Raw genomic sequence first — 24,199 nt, forward strand, 5'->3', positions numbered from 1 at the left:
CTACATCCGAGCTCCGATGACGCCGAGCCAGGCATAGCCGCGATAAAGCGTTCTGAAACGGAAGGTTGCGCCGGTCCGTTTCGACTCCGAGTCAAGGACGTCGCGCAGCGAGGCGCGCGGCGTGACATGGAATTTCCGCAGCCAGCCGCGCAGCAAGGCCCGGAACCAGTTTGGCAGACCTTCCTGCTGGCCGAAATCGACGACATGCAGCGAGCCGCCGGGTGCGAGCGCGGCAAGCGCGGCCGACACGGTCTTCTCCCAGCCGGGGATCATCGACAACGAATAGGATATGAAGACACGGTCGAAGCGCTCGATGCCGAAGAGCGCCGCCGGATCGAAATCCGTGGCGTCGCCGCGCGCCAGTTCGACCCTGTCGGAGAGACCTTCGCGAGCGATAGCCGCGTTTGCCGTCTCCAGCATCTCGGCCGAGATATCCAAACCGAAGAAGCGGGCGTCTGGATAGCTCCGGGCGGCAAGAACGATGTTGCGGCCGGTACCGCAGCCGAGCTCGAGCACGGTGCCGCCTTGCGGCACGTCGAGCCCCGCTATCAGCCGGTCGCGGCCGAGCAGGTAGTATTTGCGGGTAATGTCGTAGATATGGCGCTGCCAGCGATAGACGCCATCCATCAGATCGGCATGGCGGACCGGCAGCTCCGTCGTGCTCATGCGGCGCGCTTCACATAGAGATGGAAGCCGCCATAGATCGCCGAGCGATCCCTGGCCGAGAATTCGCGCGAGGCCTCGGCTTCGTAGCGCCACTGGTCGAGCAGGGAACTGGAGACGCGGCCCGGCAGCAGGCTGGGCTCGGCCGCGGTGCGGAAGATCACGCGCGCGCCAACCGAGGCCGTGCGGGTGATCTCGGTCCACAGATCGTTGAGCAGGTCGTCGGTCATCCAGTCCTGGGCATCGAGCAGGACGAAGCGATCGACCGAGGCCGCATCCTTGCCGGCGAGGAATTTGATCAAGTTGGCATGATGGATGGCGACGCGTTCGGTGTTGGCGCGGATCGTCCTGTAGTTGCGCTGTTCCAAATAGGCGGGCAGGGCTGCCTCGCCGGGCTGCGGATAGCGGCGGGCAAAGGCCTGCCAGGCGAAATAGTTGTTCTTCAGCGGGAAATCGCAGGCGAGCTTCTCCAGCCGCGCCTTCAAGACGCTCGCCATCGAACCGTCGCCGGACGTGATCAGCGAGTCGTACTGTGCCGGCGGGATACCCAGACCGAAAAGCGAGGCCTTGCGCGATGTCGCCCAGCGTAGCAGCTTTTTGTCGAAGACCGGCGCCAGCTCCTCGTTAAAGAAACGGCGCTGCTCGCCGATGTTCTCGGCCTTCATGATGCCGGCCGGATCGACACCGAACAGTTTTGCCACACGATGGCCCATGGCGATGAAGAGGCCAAGCAGGCCGGTCTGGTAGAAGTTGCGGTCGAAAACCGCGATGCGGCGGCGGCCGCGCCAGTTCCTGCGCTCCCAGTAGTGACGGCTGACCGGGTCGAGATGCGGCGCGATGAAGCGGTCGTAAGCTTCCGAGTTGTGGCTGGTATCGGCTGCGCCGAAGAAGCGGAACAGATCGCCCTGCGAGGGCAGATGGCGCACCGCCTCCAGCTTCATGCGGTTCAGCGCGATGTGCGCGGCGTTGAGGTCGACGGCGTCGATCCGGGCCGGCGAGCGGGTGAGGTAAGCCAGAATGTTGCAGCCGCCCGACGCGATTGTGACGACGCGATGGCCGGCGCCAAGCTGCATGGCGTCCATGTCGACATCCGGGTCTTCCCAGATCTGGGGATAGACGAGGCCGGAAAACAGGAAGGCGAAAAGCCGCTCGGAAATGCCGTCCTTCGACAGGGCGCGGTTCTGGTAGACGGCTTTTCCAACCTCCTTGCCGCGTCGAAAAACGAGTTCTCCCGATACATCCGACATGGCAAGCTGATTCCCCGTTTGCATTGCGCAAGCGGGTAGCGCAGCGTTGTGACAGGCGGGTGACAGGCTGCTGACGCTGAGTCTTAGGCCTTGCCGAATCCGCCGGGCGTCGGCGTGACGACGATGACGGCCTCGCCGGCGTCGAGCGTGGTCTGGTCGCAGGCCTTCAGCACCTCGATCGAGCCGTCGTTGCGTCTGACCTTGGTCGAGCCAGCCTCGCCGTCGCCGCCGCCGTTCAGACCCTGCGGCGGGCGGTTGCGGTGTGAGGAGAGGATGGCGCATTCCATTTTTTCGAGGAAGCGGATCGTGCGTTTGGTGCCGTTGCCGGCGTTCCATTTGCCCTTGCCGCCGGAACCGTCGCGGATGTGGAAGTCTTCCAGCACGACCGGGAAGCGCAGTTCCAGCACTTCGGGATCGGTAAGTCGCGAATTGGTCATATGCGTGTGGACGCCGGAGGTGCCGGCAAAGCCGCGGCCCGAATTCATTTGGCCGGCCGGCGAGCCGGAGCAGATCGTCTCATAATATTGGTATTGCCGGTTGCCGAAGGTGAGATTGTTCATTGTGCCTTGCGCGTTGGCCATCGCGCCCATGGCGCCGAACAGCGCGTTGGTGACATGCTGCGAGGTCTCGACATTGCCGGCGACGACGGCGGCAGGGTAGGAGGGTTTGAGCATGCAACCGTCGGGGATGACGATGTTGATCGGCCTGAGACATCCGGCGTTCATCGGGATCATGTCCTCGACCATGACGCGGAAAACATAGAGCACAGCGGCTCGCGCCACCGGCTCCGGCGCATTGAAATTGTTCTTCATGACCTTCGAGGTGCCGGTGAAATCGACCGTCGCGTCGCGCCTTTGCCGATCGACGGTGATCTTCACTTTGATCACCTGGCCGGTGTCGGTGGCATACTCGTAGTCGGAACTGTCGGGCAGCCTTTCCAGCACGCGGCGCACGCTCTCGGCGGCATTGTCCTGAACATGGCCCATATAGGCCTCGACGACAGCGAGGCCAAAATGCGCGACCATCTTGCGCAACTCCGCCACGCCCTTTTCGTTGGCGGCGATCTGCGCCTTGAGGTCGGCGATGTTCTGGGCGGGATTGCGGGCAGGATAGGGATGGTCGGTGAGGAGCGCCTCGAGTTCCTCCTCGCGGAAGCGGCCGCGATCGACGATGCGGAAATTGTCGAACAGCACGCCTTCCTCGTCGACGGTTGTGGCCAAAGGCGTCATCGAGCCCGGCGCGGTGCCGCCGACATCGGCATGGTGGCCGCGCGAGGCCGCCCAGAACAGGATTTCCGTGCGCGCGTCGTCGAACACCGGCGTCACCACGGTGATGTCGGGCAGATGCGTGCCGCCATTGTAGGGCGCGTTGAGAGCAAAAACGTCGCCGGGATGGATATCACCCGAATTCAGGCGGATGACGGTTTCGACCGAGCGGTCCATGGACCCCAGATGCACCGGCATGTGCGGCGCGTTGGCGACCAGCGCGCCATGGCGGTCGAACACGGCGCAGGAAAAATCGAGCCGCTCCTTGATGTTGACGGAATAGGCGGTGTTCTGCAGCGTGACGCCCATCTGCTCGGCGATCGACATGAAAAGGTTGTTGAAGACCTCGAGCATCACCGGATTGGCTTCGGTGCCGAGCGCCGCCTGCCGCGCCTTTTTCTCTATACGCCGCAGCAGCACGTGGTTCCTGGCCGTGATCTCGGCCTGCCAGCCCGGCTCGACGACGATGGTCTGGTTCGGCTCGATGACGAGCGCGGGGCCTGCCACCTTGTGACCGGGCTTCAAATCCTCGCGCCGGAAGATGCCGGCATCGCGCCAGGCTCCGTCGGCGAAGAATTGCCGGGACTGCCAGGGGCTTGCCACCTGGTCTTCGAGCCCTGATTCACTTTCGTCGCGGCCGGCGGTCCCGACATCGCTGCCTTCGACGCCGACTGCCTCGACGATCATCGGCTTGTCTTCGTAGACGAAGCCGAATTGCGCCTTGTGCGCGGCCTCGAAATCGCTCCTGGCGCGAAAAATCGAGCCGTGCTCGAAGTTGACCGGCAAAGTTGTGTCGGTGCCGTCATAACGGATCTGCAGGACCGGCTTTGAGGCGATGGCGTCTTGCGCAATGCCTTGCACTGCAAGCTCGGCGATGACGCCCTGGTGCAAGGTCGCAATCAGGTCCTCGATCGAGGAGCGGGACTCTTCGGCGAGCGGCTTCAGCAACGCCTGCTGGCGCGAGGCGAAAACCGTCGACAGCCCGATGCCGTAAGCCGAAAGCAAGCCGGAGAAGGGGTGGATAAGCACCGCTTCCATGCCGAGCGCATCGGCGACGAGGCAGGCATGCTGGCCGCCGGCGCCACCGAAACAGTTCAAGAGATATTCAGTGACATCGTAACCGCGCTGCACCGAAATCTTCTTGATGGCGTTGGCCATGTTCTCGACGGCGATGGTGACGAAACCCTCGGCCATCGCTTCGGGCGAGCGTTCATCGCCGATCTCGGCGGCTAAAGCCGCGAATTTTTCGCGCACGGCGGCGACGTCGAGCGGCTGGTCTTGACCGGGGCCGAAGATCGCCGGGAAGATGTCGGGCTGCAGCTTACCGAGCATGACATTGGCGTCGGTGACGGCGAGCGGGCCGCCGCGTCGATAAGCGGCCGGGCCGGGATTGGCGCCGGCGGAGTCCGGGCCGACGCGGAAGCGACCGGCCTCGTAATGCAGGATCGAGCCACCGCCGGCCGCGACCGTATGAATACGCATCATCGGCGCGCGGATGCGAACGCCGGCGACTTCAGTGTCGAAGGCGCGCTCGTATCCGCCGTCATAATGGGCGACGTCGGTCGAGGTGCCGCCCATGTCGAAGCCGACGACCTTGTCGAAGCCGGCGAGCTTCGCCGTCTCGACCATGCCGACGACGCCGCCGGCCGGGCCGGAAAGCAGCGCATCCTTGCCCTGGAACATGTCGGCGGCGGTCAACCCGCCCGATGACATCATGAACATCAGCCGCGGGCCGGCACCCAATTCTCCCGCCACCCTTTGCACGTAGCGTGACAGGATCGGCGACAGATAGGCGTCAACCACCGTGGTGTCGCCACGACCGACCAGCTTGATGAGCGGCGAGACCTCGTGGCTGACCGATATCTGGCTGAAGCCGATCTTGCGACAGACTTTCGCGACTGCCTTTTCATGGTCGGGATATTTCCAGGCGTGCATCAAGACGATGGCTACCGCGTCGATGCCGTCGGCCTTGGCCTGCTCGATGGCCGGGCGGCAGGCGGCGATGTCGAGCAGGCGCTCGACGGACCCGTCCACGCGCACGCGCTCGTCGATCTCTACCACCCGCTCATAGAGCTGTTCGGGCAGGATGATCTCCTTGGCGAAAATATCCGGCCGCGCCTGATAGGCGATGCGCAGCGCGTCGCGAAAACCCCTGGTGATGAGCAGCAGCACGCGGTCGCCCTTGCGCTCCAGCAGCGCGTTGGTAGCGACAGTGGTGCCCATTTTTATGTCGCCGATGCGCTCCGCGGGGATGGCGGCGCCGGTTTTCAGTCCAAGCAGTTCGCGGATGCCCTGGATAGCGGCATCGGCATAGGCCTCAGGGTTCTCCGACAAAAGCTTGCGGGGATGCAGTCGGCCTTGCGGATCGCGGCCGATGATGTCGGTGAAGGTCCCGCCCCGGTCGATCCAGAAATCCCATTTGTTGTTGGCTGCGGCGTCCTGCATGCTGCTTATCCGTTACCTGCGACAACCCGTTCTGTTAGTTCGCCGTTTTGGCCCCGGCAACCATGCGCTTGGTGTTACACATGGAAACGCAACGTTACGAAACCCAGGTCAGATTTCTGCATTTCCTCTGCGACGTTCACCGAAACGTGAGCGTTTGCTGAAGGAGAGATACCATGAAGAAGCTTATTCTGGCGTCTGTTTCGGCGCTCGCCCTGCTGGGGGTCGCGGCTTGCAGCGACAGCAGCACCGACAACACCACCACGCAGAGCACCAACCCGCCGGCCAACGAACAGCCAATGAAGCCGGCTACCCCTGACCCTTCGAAGCCTGCTGAACCGGCTCCGGCAACACCTCCTGCTGCGCCCGCGCAGTAGAAGTTCATCCACTGAAATCAGGAAGGCCGGCCCCTGTGCCGGCCTTCCTTTTGGCGGGACTGTCCCCAAAGTCGATCGACCTGCGGCATCGTCCCGGCTTGATAGCGGTGCCCGGTTCGCACTAAGAAGCCGCATGTCGATTTGGGACCGCCTCGGCGACTTCATCGCTCGTGTTTCGTCGTCGGCGTCCTCGGGCGTCGGCGATGTCGTCGAAGCCGTGCGGACCGTGTACTCGGGCGACCCGGATCTACGCCGGCGCGTGGCCTTCTCGGTGGCGATGATCGCGCTTTCGGCCAAGATGGCGAAGGCCGACGGCATCGTCACCCAGGACGAGGTGAGGGCCTTCCAGGAAATCTTTGAGGTGCCGCCGAGCGAAACGCGCAATGTGGCGCGCCTTTATGACCTCGCCAAGCGCGATGTTGCCGGATTTGAAATCTACGCCCAGCGCATGTCGCAGCTTTGCGGTTCCGGTCATGCGAATTGCAAGATGCTGGAAGACATACTCGACGGGCTGTTCCACATCGCCAAGGCGGATGGCCTGGTTCACGAGAGGGAAGGGCAATTCCTGCATCGCATCGCCGAGATTTTTCAGATCGATGAGGCGCATTACCAGGCGATCCTGGCGCGCCACGTCAATGTGGGCGCCGCCGATCCCTATGTGGTTCTCGGCGTCGAACGCGGGAAGCCATTCGAGGAGGTCAGGAAGCGTTATCGCAAGCTGATCTCCGACAACCATCCCGACCGGCTGATCGCGCGCGGCCTGCCGCAGGAATTCATCAAGATCGCCACGACAAGGGTCGCTGCGATCAATGCCGCCTATGAGATGATCGAACGGGGCCTCAGGCACGTATGAGCGGTTTCTTGCCCGACCAGCCGGGTACCGAGGTCAGGCTATCGCCGAATTTCGGTCCGCGACGCGAGACACTCAGGCCCGACATGATCGTGCTGCACTATACCGGCATGCCGACGGGGCCTGAGGCCGAGGCCTGGCTGTGCGATCCGGCAAGCGAGGTATCCTCGCACTATCTTGTGCATGAGGACGGCCGCATCGTGCAAATGGTGCGCGAAAGCGACCGCGCCTGGCATGCCGGCAAGAGTTCATGGTTCGGGTGCACCGACATCAACTCCTGCTCTGTCGGCATCGAGATCGTCAACCCCGGGCATTCGCTGGGCTACAAAACCTTCCCGAAGCGGCAGGTCAAGGCCGTGATCGATTTATGCGCAGGGATCGCGGGCCGGCATTCCATTCCACCGCAAAGGGTGCTTGCGCATTCCGATGTGGCGCCGGGACGCAAGGTCGACCCGGGCGAGAAGTTTCCCTGGAAGGCGCTCTTTGCCGCCGGTGTCGGCCATCTGGTTCCCGCGGCTCCGATCAGGACGGGCGCGGCGCTGAGGGCGGGCGACGCAGGTGCTGACGTGGAAGCCCTGCAATCGATGCTGGCGCTTTACGGCTACAGCGCCGAGATATCGGGTGTCTTCGACCGCCAGACGGAAATCGTGGTGGCGGCGTTTCAGCGGCATTTCCGACGGCGGCTCGTCGACGGCGTGGCGGACGGTTCGACGATCAGCACGCTCCAAAGGCTTTTGGCTGCGATAAAGGCAGCCCCTTCCAAATAGCCTGCCAAGCTGGCTAAATTACAATTTGTCATACAAAGTGAATTGCCTCGCCTTTATTGGCGCCAATTCGGTCTCCAAACGCATCTCCCGCAAGTTGTCGGGCATCTATCCCTCCAAGATGCTCCGGTGTTGGATTGGCCCCGCCGCGTGAAATTCTTCGCGCGGTTCTAACAGAACAGGAATACATGCAAAGATTGACCGTTGTAGCGGCAGCCGTTGCTGCCGGAGTGATGACTTTTGCCTTCAGCCCAGCGAACAGCGCCCCCTGAGCCTCCGGGCGGCGGACAATGGGTTTGCTGCGACCCCCTCAAAGCCCAAGGCTGCGCCAAGCGCCAAGACTTCGACGGCCAAGAGAGCTACCCCGGCGAAGGTGCAGAAAGCCGCCGCAGCGCGGTCCGCGAAATCAAGAGTCAAACGCTACGCAAAGCGCAGCAGGCAAACCATCGACCTGACCGCGACAGCTTCCATCCGTCCTGAAAAGCCCGCCTTGTCTTCTTCGGCAACTGGCGACGGCCAATATTCGGCGATCATCGCCCGCTATGCGGCAAGCTACGGCGTGCCGGTGTCGCTGGCCAAGGCCGTCATCACGATCGAGAGCAACTTCCGGCCCAACATGGTCGGCGGCGCCGGCGAGATCGGCCTGATGCAGATCAAGCCGGCGACGGCCCGGATGATGGGCTATACCGGTTCAGTCAAGGGACTGTTCGATCCCGACACCAACATCAAATACGGCATGAAGTACCTCGCCATGGCGCAGGGGCTAGGTGGCGGCACCACCTGCGGTACCATCCTCAAATACAATGCCGGCCATGGGGCGACGCGGATGAATCCGATTTCGGCCGCCTATTGCAGCAAGGTGAAGGTGCAGATGGCAGCGCTCGGTTCGCCTGTCTAAGCGGGACAGTTGCCTTTTTTGTTGCGTTTTCAGGCGCGAATCCTTTTATACGCCCTTGCCAGCTGGCCGGGCGGCCGCGCCCGCAAGAGCCGAAAGGCTGCGGGTGAGGAAAGTCCGGGCTCCATGGAGACACGGTGCCGGCTAACGGCCGGCGGGGGAGACCCCAGGGAAAGTGCCACAGAAAGCAAACCGCCGCGGCATTCGCCGCGGCAAGGGTGAAAGGGTGGGGTAAGAGCCCACCGCGCGACTGGCAACAGAAGCGGCACGGCAAACCCCACCGGGAGCAAGACCGAATAGGGGCGGTGCGAAGGGAAACCTTCGAGGGCTGTTTCCGGCCCACCGCCCGGGTAGGTTGCGTGAGGCGCATGGCGACATGCGCCCAAGATGAATGGCCGCCACGTTCCCGCGCCGCAAGGCGTGGGGGCCATACAGAACCCGGCTTACAGGCCAGCTGGCATTTTCCTCCACAGCGTTCCGAGCCGCTCAGCCGTCAAGCCGGTCCAAAGACGCCTCGATCGCCTGCCAGAGCTCTTCCACCGGCTCGCAGCCGACGGCCAGCCGCACGAAGCCGGGCGGCACGGCATCGCCGCGCTTCGATCGCCGTTCAGCCGATGTATGAACGCCACCAAACGAGGTGGCCGATTCAATCAGCGCGCAGTTGTTGATGAAATCCTCGGCCTTCTCTTCCGAAGTCAGCTCGAATGAGATGAGAAAGCCGAAGCGCTCCATCTGGGCACGCGCCAGATTGTGCGAGGGGTCGCCCTCAAGGCCTGGAAAGCGCAAGCCGCTCACGGCGCGATGCCCCTTGAGCCGGCGGGCGATCGTTTCCGCCGAGGAGCACATGCGATCGTACCGCACCTCGAGTGTTTCAAGGCCGCGATGCACGAGCCAGGCCTCGAACGGCCCGGGAATGCCGCCGGCGGTTTCTCGCCAGTCCCTGACCTTGGCGATAATATCCGGATCGCGGCTGGCGACATGGCCGAACAGCACATCCGAGTGACCGTTGATCGCCTTGGTGTCGGCCGAGACCACGATGTCGGCGCCAAGGTCGAGCGGGCGCTGGCCGAAGGGCGTCATCGTCGTGTTGTCGACGATGAGGAGCGCACCTTGTTCGTGGGCGGTCTTGGCGACGGCGGCGATGTCGCAGATATCCAGCCTTGGGTTCGAGGGGGTTTCGACGAAGACCAGCCGGTAGCCGGCGAAGCCGCCGTCGAGCATGCTCGATGTCGGCCTCACGTCATAGGCGATGCCGAGCGGTTTCAGGAAACGCTCCGCCAGAGCCCGCGTCGTGTGGTAGCCGTCCGAGGGCAAGAGGATGCGGTCGCCAGATTTGACCAGCGCAAAGAACGTTGCCGAAATCGCCGCCATGCCCGACGGAAAGGCGATGCACTGCGCATCTTCGAGATGACCAAGCGCATGCTCGACCGCGTGCCATGTCGGATTGCTGAAGCGGCCGTATTGATCGAAGCCCGTCGCGTCGCCCGGCGAATGAAAGATCGAGGCCATTGTCAGCGGCAAAGGGATGGGATCGCCCTTGGCGAAATCGCCGCTGCGCAGATGGGCAAGTGTCGCGGCGCGTGACTTCGCGGTTTCGGACATTGGGCGCATTCCTTCACTGAACTGACGTCCGAACGCTAGGCGTGGCGGCCCTTCGCGGCAAGCCGCGTCCTTTTGGGCCAGAGCCTTCTAAACGCTTCGTTAGGCTTAATGGACGATAAAGACGAGACGTGCCGCGAGCCTGCGCTTTCAGGTTGTGGCATGCGTGTTTGTGATGCCTCTTCCCGTTGACGCCCACATTACCCCATGATATCCCATTCCCATCAAGCTTTCGTTCCGCGTCAGGGTGAAGCGTACGCCAATCGGGCAGTCGCGGCGGCTGCGCGTTTGCCGGTTTTCGCCTTGGTGAATGAAGCGATTTGTCGCGAGGCGATGCGCGGCGGCGGCGCGGAGAAAAACATGGGCAGGGGTGCGGCGGCGACAGCGGCTGTAAGGCGTAGTGGACCGATTTCTGTCAAACGCAGTAAACAGGATCGATGCGAAGGGGCGGGTATCCGTTCCGGCGCATTTCCGTTCGGTCGTGCAGAAACGTGGCTATGCGGAACTCTATGCGCTACGCTGCCTCGACCTTCCGGCGATGGACGTCGGCGGGCTCGATCTGCTCGACCGCTACGAGCAGCGGATCGCGCTGGAAGATCCCTTCCTGCAGACGGCGGACGATATGTCCTTCTTCTGCCATGGCGACGGGACGTTCCTGAAACTCGACCAGGACGGCCGCATCACGATGACCGATTTCATCCGCGAGCACACGGGCATCTCGAACGAGGTGGCCTTTGTCGGCCGCGGCAATTTCTTCCAGATCTGGGAGCCGGGCCGACTTGCCGCCTATGGGGCGCAGGCTCGAGCCAGGCTTTTGCAGCTTCGGCAGGGGACGAAGCCCGGGGAGCGACCGGAATGATGACTGGCCACGGCGATGATCCTCACGCCGTTGGCGGACTGGTCCGTCACATTCCGGTCCTCCTTGCCGAAGTGCTGGAGGCGCTTGACCCCAAGGCGGGCGAGACAATCGTCGACGGCACGTTCGGCGCCGGCGGCTACACCACCGCCATCCTCGAGCGCGGCGCCTCGGTCGTGGCCATCGACCGCGATCCGGATGCGATCGCCGCGGGCAAGGCTCTGGAACAGCAGGCCGGCGGCAGGCTGAAGCTCGTTCAGGAGCCGTTCTCGACCCTGGACAAGCATGTCGAAAGCGCCGACGGCGTCGTGCTCGACATCGGCGTCTCGTCGATGCAGCTCGACCAGGCCGGGCGCGGCTTTTCCTTTCGCGCCGACGGACCGCTCGACATGCGCATGGCGCAGGCTGGCCTGAGCGCCGCCGACGTCGTGAACACCTTCAAGGCGGGCGACCTTGCCCGCATCTTCGGCTTTCTCGGCGAAGAGCGGCATGCCGGCCGCATCGCCCGCATGATCGAGGCCCGGCGCGAGAAGCGGCCCTTCGAGCGCACGCTCGATCTTGCCGACGCCATCGCCACCCATGTCGGCCGCGCGCCGAAGGACAAGATCCATCCCGCCACCCGCGTCTTCCAGGCGCTGCGCATCTTCGTCAATGACGAGCTCGGCGAGTTGGCGAGCGCGCTGTTCGCCGCCGAGCGGGTGCTGAAGCCGGGCGGCAGGCTCGCCGTCGTGACCTTTCATTCGCTGGAGGATCGCATTGTCAAGCGCTTCATCGCCGATCGCGCCGATGCGGCCAGCGGATCGCGTCATATGCCGGACGCGCCGGCGCGGCTGGCGACCTTCCGCAAATCCGGCGGCGGGGTGACGCCGGGAGAGGCCGAGATCGCCGGCAATCCGCGGGCGCGCTCGGCGAGGCTGCGCGCGGCAATCCGCACCGGCGCGCCTGCGCGCGCCGGTGACTCTTCGATTTTCGGCCTTCCAAAGCTTCCCGCCGTCGAGCGGCCGGGGGAGAGGTAAGCACGTGTTTCGCACCAGCGATATAGTCCTGATCGCCGTAATGGTCTCGGCGGCGGCATTGACCTACAAGACCAAGCGCGAGGCCGAGGACCAGCTGGCGGCGGTGCAGAAGCTGCAGGCGCAGATCCGCTACGAGGAAGACACAATCGATCTTCTCAAGGCGGACTGGAGCCTGCTCACCCAGCCGGCGCGGCTGCAGAAGCTTGCCGAAATCTACAAGTCGCAGCTCGGGCTCGAGCCGCTCAACGCCCACCAAATCGGCGGGCTCGACGACGTGCCGATGAAGCCGCTCAATATCGAGGACCTGTCGTCGCAGCCGCTCGGCGGCATGGCCGACAATTCGGGCAAAGGGCCGTCGGACGGCAAGGATCCGGTGGTGACCGGGAGCACCGTGCAATGATCAGCAGGCTTCCAGGGATCGGCAACCTGCTGAAGCGCCGAAGCAAGGCAGCTGAGGACGGCTCGATCGTCGTCGACGCCGCCCGCAAGGCAACCGGCGGCAAGGCCAAGACCCGCATCGTCATGACGATGGCGGTGTTCTTCACCATCTATTCGACGATTGCCGGCCGACTGGTCTATCTCGGCCTGCAGAATCCGGACAATTCGGGTGGTCCGCAGAGCCGCGTCACTGCATCGCGGCCGGACATCGTCGACCGCAACGGCGAGGTGCTGGCGACCGACATCAAGACGGCGTCGCTGTTCGCCGAGCCGCGCCGTATCGTCGACGCCGACGAGGCGATCGAGAAGCTCTCGACCGTGCTTCCCGAGATTGACTACGAGCAGACCTATCACAAGCTGAAGAGCGGCGCCGGCTTCGTCTGGCTGCAGCGGCAGCTGACGCCGAAGCAGCAGGCCGACATCATGGCGCTCGGCATCCCGGGTCTCGGTTTCCGCACCGAAAAGCGCCGCTTCTATCCGAGCGGCGAAACGTCATCCTACATTGTCGGGCTCACCAACATCGACAATCAGGGCATCTCCGGTATGGAGAAGTACATCGACGACCAGGGCCTGACCGATCTGCAGGCGTCAGGACTGGCGGTGGCCAGGGACCTGAAGCCGGTGAAGCTGTCGATCGACCTGCGCGTCCAGCATGTGGTGCGCGACGAGGTGGCGACCGGCATGGAGCGGTTCCACGCGATCGCGGCCGGCGCGGTGGTCCTCAATATCAAGACCGGCGAAGTGCTGGCCATGGCGTCGGTGCCGGATTTCGACCCCAACAATCCCTACAATGCTCAGGAAAAGGACCGGCTGAACCGTATGTCGGCCGGGCTCTACGAGATGGGCTCGACCTTCAAGAGCTTCACCACCGGCATGGCGCTCGATTCCGGCAAGGTGACGCTGGAGAGTCGCTTCGATGCGTCGCGCCCGATCAGGATCGGCCGCCAGACCATCCATGACTTCCACAGCAAAGGCCGTGTGCTTTCGGTGCCCGAAGTGTTCATCTATTCGTCCAACATCGGCTCGGCCAAAGAAGCCGAGGCTGTCGGCATCGAAGGGCATCGCGAGTTCCTGCATCGGCTAGGCGTGCTCGAAAAGATGCAGACGGAATTGCCGGAAGTGGCGCGCCCGACCGAACCGAAAGTATGGAAGCAGGTCAATTCGATCACCATCGCCTTCGGCCATGGCGTCTCGACAACGCCCCTGCAGACTGCCGTCGGCTGCGCCGCATTGATGAGTGGCTATTTGATCGAGCCGACTTTTCTGCCGCGCACGGCCGAGCAGGCGATGGAGGTGGCCAAAAGGGTGGTCAAGGACACAACGGTGGAAGGGATGCGCTATCTCTACGCACTCAACGCCGAGAAAGGCTCGGGCAAGAGCGCCAGGGTTCCGGGTTACCGCGTCGGCGGCAAGACGGGCACGGCGGAAAAGGTCGTTAACGGCCGTTATTCGAAAGAGAAGAATTTCAACGCCTTCGTCGCCGCCTTTCCGATGGACGATCCGCAATATATCGTGCTGACCATCGCCGATGAGCCGAAGCCGGAAAAGCCCGGCATGGGCGCCACCGCCGCCTCGAATGCCGGCATCATGGCAGGCAACATCATCAGGCGTGCGGCTTCGATGCTTGGCGTGAAGCCAGATTTCAGCCATGAAAATGGTGCAACGCTGGTTTCCTATCAGTGATTCTTGGGGCGCGCCGGCAACTGCGCGCTATTTTGTTGCGGTGAACGGGACTCAATGTATCTGAAAAATCTAGCCGGCATCCTGCCTGTCGAGGGAACAGCTTCCCCCGATCTGGAGGTTACCGGTCTCTCCTCCGATTCCCGCCAGGTAAGACCGGGCGTCGTTTTTTTCGCGCTCGCCGGCAGCAAGGCTGATGGCTCGACCTATGCCGCCGATGCCGCCGGCCGCGGCGCTGCCGCAATCGTGGCGGCCAAAGGCAATACAATCTCCGGTCTGTCGATCCCGGTTCTTGCCGTCGATGATCCCCGTCTGGCATTGGCGCTGAGCGCAGCGCGCTTCTTCGGCAAGCAGCCTCGGACGATGGTCGCCGTAACCGGGACCAGCGGCAAGACATCGGTTGCCGCGTTCACCCGCCAGATCTGGGAGCAGGCAGGTTTTGCCGCCGCTTCGATCGGCACGACCGGCGTGGTGGCGCCGGGCCGCAACGAATATGGCTCATTGACTACGCCCGATCCGGTCGCGCTGCACGAGTTGCTCAAGGAACTGACGGAGGCAGGGGTAACGCACGCCTCGATGGAGGCTTCCAGCCATGGTCTCGACCAGCGTCGGCTCGACGGCGTCAAACTGGCCGCCGGCGGCTTTACCAATCTCGGCCGCGACCACATGGATTACCATCCGACGGTTGAGGATTATCACCGTGCCAAGCTGCGTCTGTTCGACACGCTGCTGCCGAAGGGGGCGCCGGCCGTGATCTTCGCCGACGATCCCTGGTCGCAGCCGACGGTTGATGCCGCGCGGGCAGCGGGCCTCAATGTTCTGACCGTCGGCCGACACGGCGAATTCCTGACGCTGAAGCGCGTCGAGCATGAGCGGCGGCGCCAGCGTGCCGAGGTGGAGGCCGATGGTGTGCTTCACGAGATCGACCTGCCGTTGGCAGGTGATTTCCAGATCGCCAACGCGCTGGTTTCGGCCGGCCTCGCCATCTCGACTGGAACATCCGTTGATAAGGCCTTGGCCGCATTGGAGAAACTCGAAGGTGCGCCGGGCCGCCTCGACCTTGTGGGCACGACGGCCGCCGGCGCTCCGGTCTATGTCGACTACGCGCACAAGCCCGACGCATTGGAAAATGTCCTGACCTCGGTTCGTCCGTTCACCACGGGCCGGGTCGTTGTCGTCTTCGGCTGTGGCGGCGACCGCGATCGCGGCAAGCGGCCGATCATGGGCGAGATCGCGACCCGGCTCGCCGATGTCGTCATCGTCACCGACGATAATCCGCGCACGGAAATCCCCGAAACCATCCGCGCGGCAATCCTTGCCGCGGCGCCCGGCGCCATCGAGATCGGCGACCGCCGCAAAGCGATCCACGAGGCCGTCGCCATGCTCCATGCCGGCGATACGCTGATCGTCGCCGGCAAGGGGCATGAGGAAGGCCAGACGATCGGCACCGAAACCTTCCACTTTTCCGATCACGAGGAAGTGCGCGAGGCGCTCCAGGAGCGCGCCGCATGAGCTTGCTGTGGACGTCGCAAGCGCTTGTCGAGGCCATGGGCGGCAGGCCGATCGGCTCGCTGCCGGAAGGCATCACCGGCATTTCGATCGACAGCCGCAGCCTCGAGCCGGGCAACGCCTTCTTCGCCATCAAGGGCGAGACGATGGACGGCCACGATTTCGCAACCGCTGCAGTGAAGGCGGGCGCTGCGGTGCTGGTGGTGGCCGAGGGCAAGCTGCCGTCCCTTGGCCGGCTGACGGCGCCGATGATCGTCGTGCAGGATGTGCTTGCGGCGCTGGAAAAGCTCGGCATTGCGGCGCGCGCTCGCTCACGGGCCAAGATCATCGCGGTGACCGGCTCTGCGGGCAAGACGACCACAAAGGAAGCGCTGCGCCATGTGCTGTCGGCGGTCGGCAAGGTGCACGCCTCGGCGCAGTCGTTTAACAATCACTGGGGCGTGCCACTTACCTTGGCGCGCATGCCCGCAGACTGCGACTACGCGATCTTCGAGATCGGCATGAATCATCCGGGCGAGATAAGGCCGCTGGTCAAGATGGTGAGGCCGCATGTCGCGATCGTCACGCTGATCGCGGCCGCCCATCTCGGCTTCTTCAAGAATCTCGACGAGATCGCCATGGCCAAGGCCGAGATTTTCGAGGGCATAGAGGCCGGCGGCGCCGCGCTGCTCAATCGCGACGATCCGCGTTGGAAGCTGCTCGGGAAAGTGGCCAAGGATGCAGGTGTCGAGCATGTCTTCGGCTTCGGCGAGAACGCCCGCTCGGCCTTTCGTCTTGTTGGCTGCGACCTTTATGCCGATCACTCCGATATCGCGGTCAAGATCGGCAAGAGGGACGTGACGGCCCGTGTGGGGGCGCCCGGCCGCCACATCGTGCAGAATGTGCTGGCGGTGCTTGGCGCCGCGCAACTGGTCGGCGCCGATCTCGACAAGGTCGCGGCGGCGCTCGCCGATCTTTCGGCCGAGCGCGGGCGCGGCCGGCGCCACATTTTGCGCCATCCGAACGGTCCGATCACGCTGATCGACGAGAGCTACAATGCCAATCCAGCGTCGATGGCGGCAGCCATGGCGCTGCTCAACGCCACGCCGGTATCGGGCGAGGGCAGGCGCATCGCCGTGCTTGGCGACATGCTGGAACTCGGCAGCCATTCGGCGAAGCTCCACGCGGCCCTTGCCGAACTTATTGTCGGCACAGAAACGCGTAAGGTCTTTCTCGGCGGCCCGGAGATGCGGGCACTGGCCGAGGTTTTGCCTTGGGATGTCGAAACCGAGTACCGGCCAGGAGCCGAAGAGCTGAAGCCCGTCGTCATGTCGGCGATCAGGCCGGGCGACGTGGTGATGGTCAAGTCGTCGAAAGGCATCGGCTTTTCAAAGCTGGTCGAGGCATTGCTCGGCAAATTTCCGGCGGAAGCCGCAACCATTGAACCGACCTGAGGTCGGGATCCGGGGGACCGATGCTCACTTTACTCGTTGATTTCGCGGACAAGATCTCGGCCTTCAATGTCTTCCGCTACATCACCTTTCGCACCGGCGGTGCGCTGATCACTTCGGCGCTGATCGTCTTCATATTCGGACCGACCATCATCAATTCGCTGCGGCTTCGCCAGGGCAAGGGGCAGCCGATCCGCGCCGACGGACCGCAGACGCATTTCAAGAAGGCCGGAACGCCGACGATGGGCGGGCTGATGATCCTGTCCGGCATCATCGGCTCCTCGCTTCTGTGGGCAAACCTCTCCAGCATCTATGTCTGGGTGGTGCTTTTGGTCACCGTCGGCTTCGGCTCGATCGGTTTCTACGACGACTATCTCAAGGTGACGAAACAGTCGCATCTGGGCTTCTCCGGCAAGGCGCGGCTGGCGATCGAATTCGTTGTCGCCGGCATCGCGGCCTGGGTGATCATGCATAACGGCCAGGCGCCGTTCTCGTCGTCGCTGACCTTCCCGTTCGCCAAGGAATTCCTGATCCATCTCGGCTGGTTCTTCGTGCCGTTCTCCTGCTTCGTGATCGTCGGCGCCGGCAATGCGGTGAACCTGACCGACGGTCTGGACGGGCTGGCGATCGTGCCGATCATGATCGCTGCGGCGTCGTTCGGCGTCATCGCCTATCTTTCCGGCAACGCGGTGTTCGCCGAGTATCTGCAGATCCATTTCGTTCCCGGCACCGGCGAACTGGCGGTCGTGCTGGGCGCCGTCATCGGCGCCGGCCTCGGCTTCCTGTGGTTCAACGCACCGCCGGCCGCAATCTTCATGGGCGACACCGGCTCGCTTGCCATGGGCGGCCTGATCGGCACCATCGCTGTCGCCACCAAGCACGAGATCGTGCTGGTCATTGTCGGCGGCCTGTTCGTGGTGGAGATCCTGTCGGTCATCATCCAGGTCGGCTATTTCAAGATGACCGGCAAGCGCGTCTTCCTGATGGCACCGATCCATCACCATTTCGAAAAGCTCGGCTGGACCGAAAGCCAGGTGGTGATCCGCTTCTGGATCATCGCCGTCATCCTGGCGCTGGTCGGCCTCTCCACCCTCAAGCTCAGATAGGATGCCCGCTTGATCGCCGCCGCTTCATTTGCAGGCAAACGCGTTTCGCTCTTCGGGCTCGGCGGGTCGGGGATTGCCACCGCGCATGCGCTGATCGCCGGCGGCGCCGAGATCCTCGCCTGGGACGACAATCCGGACAGCGTCGCCAAGGCAGCAGCCGCCGGGATCGCGACCGGCGACCTGCGCGGCGCCGACTGGTCGCGCTTTGCGGCCTTCGTCCTGTCGCCCGGTGTGCCGCTCACGCATCCGAAGCCGCACTGGACGGTGGAACTGGCGCGCGGCGCCGGCGTCGAGGTGATCGGCGACATCGAGCTGTTCTGCCGCGAGCGCATCCAGCGCGCGCCGGCCGCACCCTTCGTCGCGATCACCGGCACCAACGGCAAATCGACGACCACAGCGATGACGGCGCACATCCTGAAGTCGGCCGGACGCGACACCCAGATGGGCGGCAATATCGGCCGCGCGATCATGACGCTCGATCCGCCCGAGGCCGAACGGCACTATGTGGTGGAGTGCTCTTCCTACCAGATCGATCTCGCGCCCTCGATCAATCCGACCGCCGGCATCCTGCTCAATCTGACGCCCGACCATCTCGACCGCCACGGCACCATGGCCCATTACGCCTCGATCAAGGAAAGGCTGGTCGCCGGCAGCGACACCGCGATCATCGGCGTCGACGATTCCTGGTGCGCCCAGATCGCCGACCGGCTGGAGCGGGCAGGCCGGCAAGTGATCCGCATTTCCAAGCGCCTGCCGCTGACCGACGGCTATTTCGCTGACGGCACGAATCTGATGGAAGCCGTGCACGGTCGCTACAGCCGCATCGCATTCCTGGAAGGCATCGGCTCGCTGCGCGGCCAGCATAATGCGCAGAACGCGCTCGCCGCCGTGGCCGCCTGCCTCAGGGTCGGGCTGGAACTCGGCGAGATCCAGGCGGGGCTGGAAAGCTTCCCGGGGCTGGCGCACCGCATGGAGCAGGTGGGCCGCAAGGATCATGTGCTGTTCGTCAACGATTCCAAGGCGACCAATGCCGATGCGGCGGCTCCCGCGCTGTCGAGCTTCAACCGCATCTATTGGATCGCAGGCGGCCTGCCCAAGGAAGGCGGGATAGAGCCGCTGCGCGGTTTCTTCCCACGCATCGCCAAGGCCTATCTGATCGGCGAGGCCGCTCCCGCTTTCGCCGCCACGCTCGGCGAGGCGGTGCCTTACGAAATTTCCGGAACGTTGGCGGCCGCGGTCGAGCACGCCGCCCATGACGCCGCGGGCGACACCGGCGGCGAGGCCGTCGTCCTGCTTTCGCCGGCCTGCGCCAGTTTCGACCAGTTCAAGAATTTCGAGGTTCGCGGCGAAGCCTTCAGGCAAGCTGCGACTGCTATTGATGGGGTGAAACCCATCGGAGGGCCACGTTGATGCAAAGCCGTCTCGACAAAAGTCCGGTCGCAACCTGGTGGTGGACGATCGATCGCTGGTTCCTGGCGGCATTTCTGTCGCTGATGGGGCTCGGCATCGTCTTGTCCTTCGCCGCAAGCCCGGCGGTCGCCGAGCGCATCGGTCTCGACAGCTTCCACTTCGCCACAAGACAGATCATCTTCACCATCCCGGCGCTCGTCGTGATGCTCGCGGTTTCCTTCCTGGAAGCGCGACAAATAAGGCGCATGTCGCTGGCGATGATCTGCATCATGCTGGTGCTGATGGTGGCGGTTCTCTATATCGGCGTCGAGGTGAAGGGCGCGCGGCGCTGGGTATCGCTGGCCGGGCTCTCGATCCAGCCGTCCGAGTTCCTGAAGCCGGCCTTTGTCATCATTTGCGCCTGGCTGTTTGCCGAGCACAAGCGCCAGCCAGACATTCCCGGCAATCTGTTCGCCATGCTGCTGCTGGCCTTGGTGATCTCGCTGCTGATCGCGCAGCCGGATCTCGGCCAGACCATGCTGGTGCTGGGCACCTGGGGCGTGATGTTCTTCATGGCCGGCCTGCCGTGGTTCTGGATCGTCGCGCTGGGGGCTGCCGGCGTCGGCGGCGTGTTCGCGGCCTATACAGTGTTTCCGCATGTGGCCGCCCGCATTGACAAGTTCCTCACCGGCGAAGGCGACACTTTCCAGGTCGACATGGGCCGCGAGGCGCTGATCAATGGCGGCTGGTTCGGCGTCGGCCCAGGCGAGGGCACGGTGAAGCGGGTCATCCCCGACAGCCACGCCGACTTCGTGTTTTCGGTCGCGGGCGAGGAGTTCGGGCTGATCATGTGCTTCTTCATCATGTCGATTTTCGCTTTCATCGTGCTGCGCGGATTGAGCATCGCGCTCAAGGAGCATGACGACTTCACCCGTTACGCCGTCGGCGGGCTCGTCACCATTTTCGGCTTGCAGTCGGCCATCAACATGTGCGTGAACCTACAGTTGATGCCGGCCAAGGGCATGACGCTGCCCTTCATTTCCTACGGCGGCTCCTCGCAGATCGCGATTGCCGTCTCGATGGGCATGGTGCTGGCGCTGACGCGCAGGCATCCCGAAAAGCGCAAGCAGATTGGCTACGCCTTCTCGCAGCGCGCCATGCCGGCGGAATGAGGCGGGATGTCGAGGGGTGTCATCCTGCTGGCGGCCGGCGGAACGGGCGGACATCTGTTCCCAGCCGAGGCGCTTGCGCATGAGCTGATCGAGCGGGGCTGGGAGGTGCATCTTGCCACCGACCGCCGCGCGGAGCGCTACTCCGGCCACTTTCCCGCCGCCGCGATCCACTCCATCCGCTCGGCGACTTTGGGCTCGAAGAATCCCTTCGCCGTGCTCGCCGCCTTCTGGGCGATCTGGCAAGGCGTGCGGCAAGCGGGGCGTGTCATCGCCAGGATCAAGCCCGACGTCGTCGTCGGCTTCGGCGGCTATCCGACATTGCCGCCGCTCTATGCGGCGACACGGCGCAAGGTGCCGACGCTGATCCATGAGCAGAACGCCGTCATGGGCCGTGCCAACAAGGCGCTGTCGAGCCGGGTCGATGCGATTGCCGGCGGTTTCCTGCCGGAGGGGGAAAGCGCGGCCGGCGCCAAGACGGTGACCACGGGCAATCCTGTGAGGCCGCAGATACTTGAAGCGGCGAAATCGCCTTATGTCGCGTCGGATGCCAGCGAGCCGTTCCGCTTCCTGGTCTTCGGCGGCAGCCAGGGTGCGCAGTTCTTTTCCGATGCTGTGCCGGCGGCGATAGCGCTTTTGCCCGAAGCGCAGCGCAAGCGGCTGGCGATCACCCAGCAGGCGCGCGCGGAAGACGTGGCGCGAGTGAAGACCGCCTATGCCGATCTCGGCGTCGACGCGCAGGTCTCGCCCTTCTTCACCGATATGGCGGCGCGCATGGCGGCCGCACATCTGGTGATGTCGCGGTCCGGTGCCTCGACCGTATCGGAGATCGCGGTCATCGGACGCCCGGCGCTGCTGGTGCCTTACCCGCATGCGCTCGATCACGACCAGGCGGCGAATGCCGCGGCACTTGCCGCCGCCGGTGGGGCCGAGGTCCATCAGCAATCGACGCTCTCGGCCGAGCGGATCGCCGCGCTGGTCGGCGGGCTGATGGAGGATCCCGGCCGGCTGACCGCAATGGCTGCGGCTGCCCGCTCGGCCGGAAAACCCGACGCGGCGCGGTTGCTCGCCGATCTGACAGAGGCTATTGCGTCCGGCAAAACGGTTTCCGACTACAGGAGGACGCGCGCATGAAGATGCCGCAGACGATCGGCCTCGTGCATTTCATCGGCATCGGCGGCATCGGCATGAGCGGCATTGCCGAGGTGCTGCACAATCTCGGCTACAAGGTGCAGGGCTCCGACCAGGCGGACGGCGCCAATGTGCAGCGGCTGCGCGACAGGGGCATCGAATGCTTCGTCGGCCACAAGGCCGAGAACATCGGCGAGGCCGAGGTGGTCGTGGTGTCGACCGCCATCAAGAAATCCAACCCCGAGCTCAAGGCGGCGCGCGAGAAACTGCTGCCGGTCGTGCGCCGCGCCGAGATGCTGGCCGAGCTGATGCGCTTCCGCCAGGCGGTCGCCATCGGCGGCACGCATGGCAAGACGACGACCACCTCCATGGTCGCGACGCTGCTCGAAGCCGGCGGGCTCGATCCGACCGTCATCAATGGCGGGATCATCAACGCGTATGGTACCAATGCCCGCATGGGTGACGGCGAGTGGATGGTGGTCGAGGCCGACGAGAGCGACGGTACCTTCCTCAAGCTGCCGGCCGACATCGCCGTCGTCACCAACATCGACCCCGAGCATCTCGACCACTATGGCAGCTTCGACAAGGTGCGCGAGGCCTTCTGCCAGTTCGTCGAGAACGTTCCGTTCTACGGTTTCGGCGTGATGTGCACCGACCATCCGGAGGTGCAGGCGCTGGTCGGCAGCATCGAGGATCGGCGCGTCATCACCTATGGCGAGAATGCCCAGGCCGACGTGCGCTTCGCCAATCATCGCATGGACGGAGCTACATCCGAGTTCGACGTGGTGATCCGCGACCGCAAGGGACGGGGCACGACGACGATCACAGGTCTGCGACTGCCCATGCCCGGCCGCCATAATGTCTCCAACGCGACGGCGGCGATCGCGGTCGCGCACGAGCTCGGTCTGTCCGCCGAAGCCATCAAGAAAGGCCTGTCATCCTTCGCCGGCGTCAAGCGGCGTTTCACGCACACCGGTTCCTGGAACGGCGTCGAGGTCTTCGACGATTACGGCCACCACCCGGTGGAGATCGCGGCGGTGCTCAAGGCCGCGCGCGGGGCCACAAAGGGCCGCGTCATCGCGATCGTGCAACCGCACCGCTTCACCCGGCTGCACGACCTGTTCAATGAGTTTTCCGTCTGCTTCAACGATGCCGACACGGTCATGGTGGCGCCCGTTTACGCGGCCGGCGAGGAACCGATCGAGGGCGTGACCTCGGACGCGCTGGTGTCGCGCATCCGTGCCGGCGGCCATCGCGACGCGCGCTATATCGAAGGCCCGACGGCGGTCGCGCCGGCCGTCCGCGAACTTGCCAAGCCCGGCGACTTCGTCATCTTCCTTGGCGCCGGCAACATCACGCAATGGGCCTATGCGCTGCCCAAGGAACTCGGTGGGGGCCCCTCATGATGCGCGGCCAGGACCTGATCGACAAGCTCGGCGACAAGCTTGCCGGCCTGCGCGGCCGCGTCACGCCCAATGCCGAGATGGACAAGATCACCTGGTTCCGTGCCGGTGGGCTGGCGGAAGCGCTGTTCCAGCCGGCCGACGAGGAGGACCTCGCGGCCTTCCTGCGCGCGGTGCCGGAGGAAATCCCGATTACGGTCGTCGGCGTCGGCTCAAACCTTCTGGTGCGCGACGGCGGCATCCCCGGTTTTGTGGTGAGGCTCTCCGCCAAGGGCTTCGGCGAGGCCGAAGTCACCGGATCGACCACCATTAAGGCTGGCGCGGCAACGCCGGACAAGCGTCTGGCCGCCGTGGCTTATGAAGCCGGCATCGGCGGGTTCCATTTCTATCACGGCATTCCGGGCGCTGTCGGCGGGGCGCTGAGGATGAACGCTGGCGCCAATGGCGTCGAGACGCGCGAGCGCATGGTCGAGGTGCAGGCGCTCGATCGCGCAGGCAATGTCCACACGCTGAGCAATGCGGATATGGGCTATGCCTACCGCCATTCGTCGGCGCCTGGCGGGTTGATCTTTACCTCCGCCATCTTCGAGGGCATCCCGCAAGACAAGGTTGCGATTAAGGCGGCGATGGATGCCGTGCAGAACCATCGCGAGACGGTGCAGCCGATCCGCGAGAAGACCGGCGGTTCGACCTTCAAGAACCCGGAAGGCTCGTCGGCGTGGAGAGAGATCGACAAGGCCGGCTGCCGCGGGCTGATGATCGGCGGCGCGCAGATGTCTCCCATGCACTGCAACTTCATGATCAACACCGGCACGGCGACCGGCTACGATCTCGAATATCTCGGCGAGACGGTGCGCGCGCGGGTGCTGGAAAATTCGGGCATCCGTCTGCATTGGGAGATCAAGCGGCTGGGCAACTTCCGGCCGGGTCACGCGGTGCAGGAGTTCCTGGGCCAGCTTCTTTAGCTCGC

Annotated in this window: 19 protein-coding genes, 1 other RNA gene and 1 pseudogene; 17 read left to right on the top strand and 4 right to left on the bottom strand. The window is 64.2% G+C overall.

Going from position 1 to position 24,199, the window contains the following annotated elements; all coding sequences use genetic code 11:
* The 3 genes from EJ078_RS25465 to EJ078_RS25475 all read right to left on the bottom strand — a co-directional run bounded on the left by EJ078_RS25465 (position 1) and on the right by EJ078_RS25475 (position 5,620).
* A complete protein-coding gene (locus tag EJ078_RS25465; RefSeq protein ID WP_067329011.1) occupies positions 1-666 on the bottom strand; it encodes a class I SAM-dependent methyltransferase in 666 nt (221 codons plus the stop codon).
* A complete protein-coding gene (locus tag EJ078_RS25470) occupies positions 663-1,910 on the bottom strand; it encodes a DUF3419 family protein (protein ID WP_164746751.1) in 1,248 nt (415 codons plus the stop codon). The genes EJ078_RS25465 and EJ078_RS25470 overlap by 4 nt, the downstream gene beginning before the upstream one ends.
* 83 nt (positions 1,911-1,993) lie before the next feature.
* A complete protein-coding gene (locus EJ078_RS25475) occupies positions 1,994-5,620 on the bottom strand; it encodes a hydantoinase B/oxoprolinase family protein (RefSeq protein ID WP_127216983.1) in 3,627 nt (1,208 codons plus the stop codon).
* A gap of 173 nt (positions 5,621-5,793) precedes the next feature.
* On the opposite strand from EJ078_RS25475, the gene EJ078_RS25480 reads away from it, so the two are divergent.
* From EJ078_RS25480 to rnpB, 5 genes and pseudogenes are all read left to right on the top strand, one after another.
* Positions 5,794-5,994: a hypothetical protein gene (locus tag EJ078_RS25480; RefSeq protein ID WP_082954075.1), complete on the top strand. Its 201-nt coding sequence runs from the start codon at positions 5,794-5,796 to the stop codon at positions 5,992-5,994.
* Positions 5,995-6,127: 133 nt separating this feature from the next.
* On the top strand, positions 6,128-6,847 hold the full coding sequence (locus EJ078_RS25485; protein ID WP_127404129.1) for a DnaJ family molecular chaperone: 720 nt from the start codon (positions 6,128-6,130) through the stop codon (positions 6,845-6,847).
* Entirely contained in the window at positions 6,844-7,611 is a 768-nt protein-coding gene (locus EJ078_RS25490) for an N-acetylmuramoyl-L-alanine amidase (protein ID WP_127217371.1), read from the top strand. The genes EJ078_RS25485 and EJ078_RS25490 overlap by 4 nt, the downstream gene beginning before the upstream one ends.
* Positions 7,612-7,796: 185 nt before the next feature.
* Positions 7,797-8,506, top strand: a pseudogene (locus EJ078_RS25495) (transglycosylase SLT domain-containing protein).
* Positions 8,507-8,564: 58 nt separating this feature from the next.
* Positions 8,565-8,965, top strand: an RNA gene (gene rnpB / locus EJ078_RS25500) — RNase P RNA component class A.
* Between the two features lie 24 nt (positions 8,966-8,989).
* Here the strand turns inward: rnpB and EJ078_RS25505 are convergent.
* The gene (locus EJ078_RS25505) at positions 8,990-10,105 is read right to left on the bottom strand and encodes a cystathionine gamma-lyase (protein WP_127404226.1); all 1,116 of its coding nucleotides are present in this window, start codon (positions 10,103-10,105) and stop codon (positions 8,990-8,992) included.
* Between the two features lie 397 nt (positions 10,106-10,502).
* Here EJ078_RS25505 and mraZ point away from each other — a divergent pair, with 397 nt between their 5' ends.
* Genes mraZ through murB form a run of 12 tightly spaced genes read left to right on the top strand, consistent with a single transcriptional unit; the run spans position 10,503 to position 24,194 of the window.
* A complete protein-coding gene (gene mraZ, locus EJ078_RS25510; RefSeq protein ID WP_095783823.1) occupies positions 10,503-10,961 on the top strand; it encodes a division/cell wall cluster transcriptional repressor MraZ in 459 nt (152 codons plus the stop codon).
* Positions 10,958-11,974, top strand: coding sequence for a 16S rRNA (cytosine(1402)-N(4))-methyltransferase RsmH (gene rsmH, locus EJ078_RS25515; protein ID WP_127217079.1), 1,017 nt, complete (start codon positions 10,958-10,960; stop codon positions 11,972-11,974). The genes mraZ and rsmH overlap by 4 nt, the downstream gene beginning before the upstream one ends.
* 4 nt (positions 11,975-11,978) lie before the next feature.
* Positions 11,979-12,374 carry a hypothetical protein gene (locus tag EJ078_RS25520; protein WP_066990723.1) on the top strand — a complete coding sequence of 132 codons (396 nt, stop codon included), beginning with the start codon at positions 11,979-11,981 and terminating at the stop codon, positions 12,372-12,374.
* A complete protein-coding gene (locus EJ078_RS25525) occupies positions 12,371-14,095 on the top strand; it encodes a penicillin-binding protein 2 (protein WP_066990727.1) in 1,725 nt (574 codons plus the stop codon). Before EJ078_RS25520 ends, EJ078_RS25525 begins: the two co-directional genes overlap by 4 nt.
* 54 nt (positions 14,096-14,149) lie before the next feature.
* On the top strand, positions 14,150-15,604 hold the full coding sequence (locus tag EJ078_RS25530) for a UDP-N-acetylmuramoyl-L-alanyl-D-glutamate--2,6-diaminopimelate ligase (protein WP_127847204.1): 1,455 nt from the start codon (positions 14,150-14,152) through the stop codon (positions 15,602-15,604).
* A complete protein-coding gene (locus tag EJ078_RS25535; protein ID WP_208720923.1) occupies positions 15,601-17,034 on the top strand; it encodes a UDP-N-acetylmuramoylalanyl-D-glutamyl-2,6-diaminopimelate--D-alanyl-D-alanine ligase in 1,434 nt (477 codons plus the stop codon). Before EJ078_RS25530 ends, EJ078_RS25535 begins: the two co-directional genes overlap by 4 nt.
* 20 nt (positions 17,035-17,054) lie before the next feature.
* Entirely contained in the window at positions 17,055-18,137 is a 1,083-nt protein-coding gene (gene mraY / locus EJ078_RS25540) for a phospho-N-acetylmuramoyl-pentapeptide-transferase (RefSeq protein WP_095802416.1), read from the top strand.
* Positions 18,138-18,146: 9 nt separating this feature from the next.
* Positions 18,147-19,547: a UDP-N-acetylmuramoyl-L-alanine--D-glutamate ligase gene (murD, locus tag EJ078_RS25545; protein WP_066990739.1), complete on the top strand. Its 1,401-nt coding sequence runs from the start codon at positions 18,147-18,149 to the stop codon at positions 19,545-19,547.
* Positions 19,547-20,698 carry a putative lipid II flippase FtsW gene (gene ftsW / locus EJ078_RS25550; protein WP_067329044.1) on the top strand — a complete coding sequence of 384 codons (1,152 nt, stop codon included), beginning with the start codon at positions 19,547-19,549 and terminating at the stop codon, positions 20,696-20,698. The genes murD and ftsW overlap by 1 nt, the downstream gene beginning before the upstream one ends.
* A 6-nt stretch (positions 20,699-20,704) precedes the next feature.
* On the top strand, positions 20,705-21,829 hold the full coding sequence (gene murG, locus EJ078_RS25555; RefSeq protein ID WP_127217034.1) for an undecaprenyldiphospho-muramoylpentapeptide beta-N-acetylglucosaminyltransferase: 1,125 nt from the start codon (positions 20,705-20,707) through the stop codon (positions 21,827-21,829).
* Entirely contained in the window at positions 21,826-23,232 is a 1,407-nt protein-coding gene (gene murC / locus EJ078_RS25560; protein ID WP_208720925.1) for a UDP-N-acetylmuramate--L-alanine ligase, read from the top strand. The genes murG and murC overlap by 4 nt, the downstream gene beginning before the upstream one ends.
* Complete coding sequence (gene murB, locus EJ078_RS25565) at positions 23,229-24,194, top strand: UDP-N-acetylmuramate dehydrogenase (protein WP_127217036.1); 966 nt, start codon at positions 23,229-23,231, stop codon at positions 24,192-24,194. Before murC ends, murB begins: the two co-directional genes overlap by 4 nt.
* The last annotated feature ends 5 nt before the right edge of the window (positions 24,195-24,199 follow it).

The sequence above is a fragment of the Mesorhizobium sp. M1A.F.Ca.IN.022.06.1.1 genome (assembly GCF_003952605.1).
Classification (GTDB): domain Bacteria; phylum Pseudomonadota; class Alphaproteobacteria; order Rhizobiales; family Rhizobiaceae; genus Mesorhizobium.